Annotated in this window: 2 protein-coding genes; both read right to left on the bottom strand. The window is 71.1% G+C overall.

Annotated elements, in window-relative coordinates; genetic code table 11:
• Positions 1-280: 280 nt before the first annotated feature.
• Entirely contained in the window at positions 281-949 is a 669-nt protein-coding gene (gene can, locus VFZ20_RS07885) for a carbonate dehydratase (RefSeq protein ID WP_329683305.1), read from the bottom strand.
• Between the two features lie 190 nt (positions 950-1,139).
• Positions 1,140-2,951, bottom strand: coding sequence for a stage II sporulation protein M (locus VFZ20_RS07880; RefSeq protein WP_329683304.1), 1,812 nt, complete (start codon positions 2,949-2,951; stop codon positions 1,140-1,142).
• Between the last annotated feature and the right edge of the window lie 481 nt (positions 2,952-3,432).

Raw genomic sequence — 3,432 nt, 5'->3', positions numbered from 1 at the left:
CCCGCTTCGCGGGGGAGGGGGAGAACCCATCCTCTACACGGGGCGGATTCCACGCGCTGAACCGTCCCCACGAAAAACCCCTCCCCCGAAGTTGGGGGAGGGGTCGACCGCCGTTGCGAGGAACGAGCAAAAAGGCGGGCGGGGGAGAGGGACCCGCGTCGCGCAGCGACGCGATCCCCCAGCCGATCACCATCCTCCCCCATCTTTCCCGTTCTGTCCCATCCCGATTCTGCCCCACCCCCTCCATCCCCATCCGCCCGCCCCGATCCGCCTCGCGCCGTTACCCGCCCGAGACGGCCCCCTGCTCCACCAGCTGCGAGATGGCCGTGGCGCGCACCGACTCCATCGCGTCGTCGCGGGTCACGGTCATCCGCAGGTCGTGCAGGCGGCCGTCGTGCAGGCGGTAGATCCACCCGTGCACGGCCACGTCCTGCCCCCGCGCCCACGCATCCTGCACCACCGTGGTCTGGCACACGCTGGCCGCCTGCTCGATCACGTTGAGCTCGCACAGGCGATCGGCGCGCTGCGTGGGGTCGTCGATGGGGGTCAGCAGGTCGATGTGCTTGTCGCGCACGTCCTGGACGTGGCGCAGCCAGTTGTCCGCCAGGCCCACCTTCTGGCCGTCCAGCGCCGCGCGCACGCCGCCGCAGCCGTAGTGGCCCACCACCATCACGTCGCGCACCTGCAGCACGTCCACGGCAAACTGCAGCACGGACAGGCAGTTGAGGTCCGTGTGCACCACCACGTTGGCGATGTTGCGGTGCACGAACAGCTCGCCCGGCAGCAGGTCCACGATCTCGTTGGCGGGCACGCGGCTGTCGGAGCAGCCGATCCACAGGTGCTGGGGCCGCTGCTGGCCCACCAACCGCTCGAAGAACGCGGGATCGCGCTCCGTCATCCGGGCGGACCACGCACGGTTGTTGTCGAACAGGTGCTTCAGCAGGCGCATCTCAGCTTCTCCTGGTTTCCCGATCCGCCGCGACGCCGATCATCCACTCCCAATGCTTCCCGCGGCGGCCCCGAAAAGAAGGCCGCGCCCCCGCTCGCGCAATGGCGGGCGAGGGGCGGCCCGAAATCCGACGAGCGAAAGCGACGCAGTTGCAGGCTGTCTCCTGTAACCTGTCCCCCGCCGTCCGCGGTTACCGCTCCGCGAACGCCGCGGCCGCCTCCGCGTCCTCCCGCGAGCGCCCCGCGAACGCGAAGTACGAAACGCACGCCATGGCAAAGATCGCCGCAAGCATGAGCTTGATCTCACGCGGCAGCTGCGACGGCGAGATGAAGCCCTCGATGAGCCCCGCGATCAGCAGCATGACGGCCGTGCCGCCGATGAGCGACACCGCCTCGCGCCCGCGCGTGACCAGCGCGTCGCGCCGGCGCATCCTCCCGGGCAGCACCAGCGCCGAGCCCATCCACAGCCCCGCCCCGCCCGCGATGCAGATGGCCGTGATCTCGATCACCCCGTGCCCCAGCACGAACGTCCACAGGTGCAGGCTTTGCCCCTCGTTGGCGAACGCGCCGGCCACGGAGCCCAGCAGCAGGCCGTTCATCACCAGCGTGTACACCGTCCCCAGGCCCGCCAGGATGCCCCCCGCGAAGGCCAGGAAGGTGACCTGCACGTTGTTGGCGACCAGGCTGGTGGCCATGGCGGGCATGAACACCTCCGGCATCTCCACGTAGCCCTCGCCGCGCGCCTCCTTCTCCGCGGCGTCCTCGGCACGGTCCAGCAGCACGGGGGGAAGGATCTCGCGCGCCATGTCCGGCGAGGTGCGCAGGGCGGCAAACGAGAGGATGGCGGGCAGGTAGAACAGCGCCGACGAGAGCGCGACCACCTTCCAGCGGCGCCGCACCAGCGCGGCGAACCCGCCCGTGACAAAGGCCCACAGGCGGCGCCACGAGCGCGTGGGCGGGCGGTAGAGCAGGTTGTGCCCCAGCCCCACCATCCGCTCCATGGTGTACAGCAGCTCCGGCGAGCCGCCGTACGTGCGCGCCCGCGCCAAGTCCGCCGCCATCTCGCGGTACAGGGCCGCGAAGCGCGACACCTTGGCCTCGCCCAACTGGTCCAGGCCCTTGGAACGGGCCTCGTCCAGCAGCTTCTGGTACTCGTCCCACTGGGCGCGCTGGCGGCGGACGAGCACCGTGGCCTGCGCCGTCCCCGAGCGGCCACCGGCGCCGGCCGCCTGCCGGCGCGCCAGCTCCTCGTCGTGCACGGCGGCCAGAAAGGTGTCGGGGCTCACCTGCCAGCGCCGCGCGTCTTCGGGAAAGTGGCGCTCCACGCGGGCCAGCAGCTTGCGCGACAGCTCCGCGCGCACGGGGCCCTCCAGCGCGGCGCGGCGGGCGGCGTACATCTGCACGGCCGCGAACTCCTCGTCCGTCATCCGGGGCGGGCCCAGGGGCGCGGCCTGCGTGCGCGCGGCCTCCTCGGGGATGGGCTGCCCCGTGCGGTCGCGCACCACCACCGTGCCCGCCACCAGGTCGCCGATGCGCTTGGTCTGCGGGTGCAGCATCATCGACAGCCCGCCGATGGCCCACGAGGGGATCGGCTGAAAGTCGATGAACACGCGCAGGAGGTTGCGCACGGCCGCCCCGCGCACCGTCACGGGAAAGCCGCCGTCGTGCACCACGCGAATGCCCATCCACTTCTTGCCGGGCGTCTGTCCGTCGCGCAGGCCCTCGAAGAAGACGAAGTAGCCCCACACGAGGACAAAGCTGGCGAAGATGGTGATGCCCAGCCCCAGCCCCGTGACGGGGTTCTCCATGCCGAACAGGGCCGCCAGTGCCACCAGGCCCAGCCAGATGCCCAGCTGCGCCAGGATGATGAGCAGCCAGTCCAGCAGCATGGCGGTAAAGCGTGAACCCAGGTCCGCGAGCTCGTAGCCGATGGCGACGTGCTCGGGGGTCTCGACGTCCACCTGCCGGTCGGCGAGCAGGTGCCCGGCCGTTGCGTGGGCCATGATCGGGGTCGTGCGGATGAGCGGGGAATGCGCAGCGGAGAGGCGGGTGCCTGCGGATAATGTAGCCAACCGTGCGCCCCGTGGCGAGCGGGGGCGGATACGGGCGAAAAGCGGATGACGGACGGCGGATCGGCGGGAAGTAAGGACGGGATGCGAACGGGGATCGAGACGGGCAGGTCGCACACGGGCAGATCGCACACGGGCAGATGGCGCACGGGCAGATCGCACACGGGCAGATGGCGCAGAAGGAGATCGCGTCGCTGCGCGACGCGGGGCCCTCTCCCCGCCGGCCTTTTTGCTCGTTCCTCGCAACGGCCGGCGACCCCTCCCCCAACTTCGGGGGAGGGGTGGCGAGAGGTCGGGCTCAGCGCGCGGAACTCGACCGGTGCACGGGCTGGGTTCTCCTCTCTCCGCGAGGAACGAGCGGGGAGAGGCCGGGAGAGGGGCGGGTTGCTGTCGGCGCGAGCCGTCCGAATGCCCG

Origin of the sequence: Longimicrobium sp. (genome assembly GCF_036280135.1) — a bacterium.
GTDB lineage: Bacteria > Gemmatimonadota > Gemmatimonadetes > Longimicrobiales > Longimicrobiaceae > Longimicrobium.
This window is presented reverse-complemented; position numbering and strand designations above follow the sequence as displayed.

Bases quoted from the DNA above. Each gene is read 5' to 3' on its own strand.
- VFZ20_RS07880 (WP_329683304.1), bottom strand. From the start codon at position 2,951: ATGGCCCACGCAACGGCCGGGCACCTGCTCGCCGACCGGCAGGTGGAC.
- can (WP_329683305.1), bottom strand. From the start codon at position 949: ATGCGCCTGCTGAAGCACCTGTTCGACAACAACCGTGCGTGGTCCGCC.